The sequence below is a fragment of the Oleiphilus sp. HI0086 genome, from assembly GCF_001635225.1.
Genome location: NZ_LWFZ01000365.1, coordinates 1 through 566, shown reverse-complemented (window position 1 = coordinate 566; position 566 = coordinate 1). Strand labels below are relative to the sequence as shown.

Genomic DNA, 566 nt, shown 5'->3' with positions numbered 1-566 from the left:
TAACAGTTGGCTGAAATGCCTTGACCCATGCTTGCTGCTCAGGCTCACTAAACTTTATAATTTCAACACCCTGCTCGGCCAAGGTATTTTGTGCAGTTTGTGCAAATTCTTCAGTGCGCTGCACAACAGCCAAAGCCAATTTCTGCTGAAAGTCCGACAGTAACTGCTTGGTTGGTTTATTCAGCCGATCAAAGCTACGACGATTCATACAAGTCTCAATGGTCGTTGGTGCAATATTCAACTCTGTATAGTACTTGGCTTGCTCATAAATTTTAAAAGGAATAAAGCCCATATCAACCCAAACGATTGCATCAACCACGCCTTGCTGTAGGGCTGAATAGATCTCTGGAAACGGAATACGAACAACAGAGTAGCCTAAGTCTTCTGCCGCACCCGGCGCATTCATAAATGACACCACCTTTTTGCCTTTTAAGTCTTCAGGTCTACGAATAGGTGTTTTGCTCATTAAGCTTAGAGGTCTCACTGGCATAACATGTGCTGGATAAACACCTCGTCGAGTGAACTCCTCAGCCAAGCCATCAGCCATTAGCTCGTTCACAATTCGT

General features: G+C 44.5%; 1 protein-coding gene. It reads right to left on the bottom strand.

Going from position 1 to position 566, the window contains the following annotated elements:
• On the bottom strand, nucleotides 1–566 hold a 566-nt coding region (locus A3756_RS04695), incomplete at both ends, for a TRAP transporter substrate-binding protein (protein ID WP_197481168.1).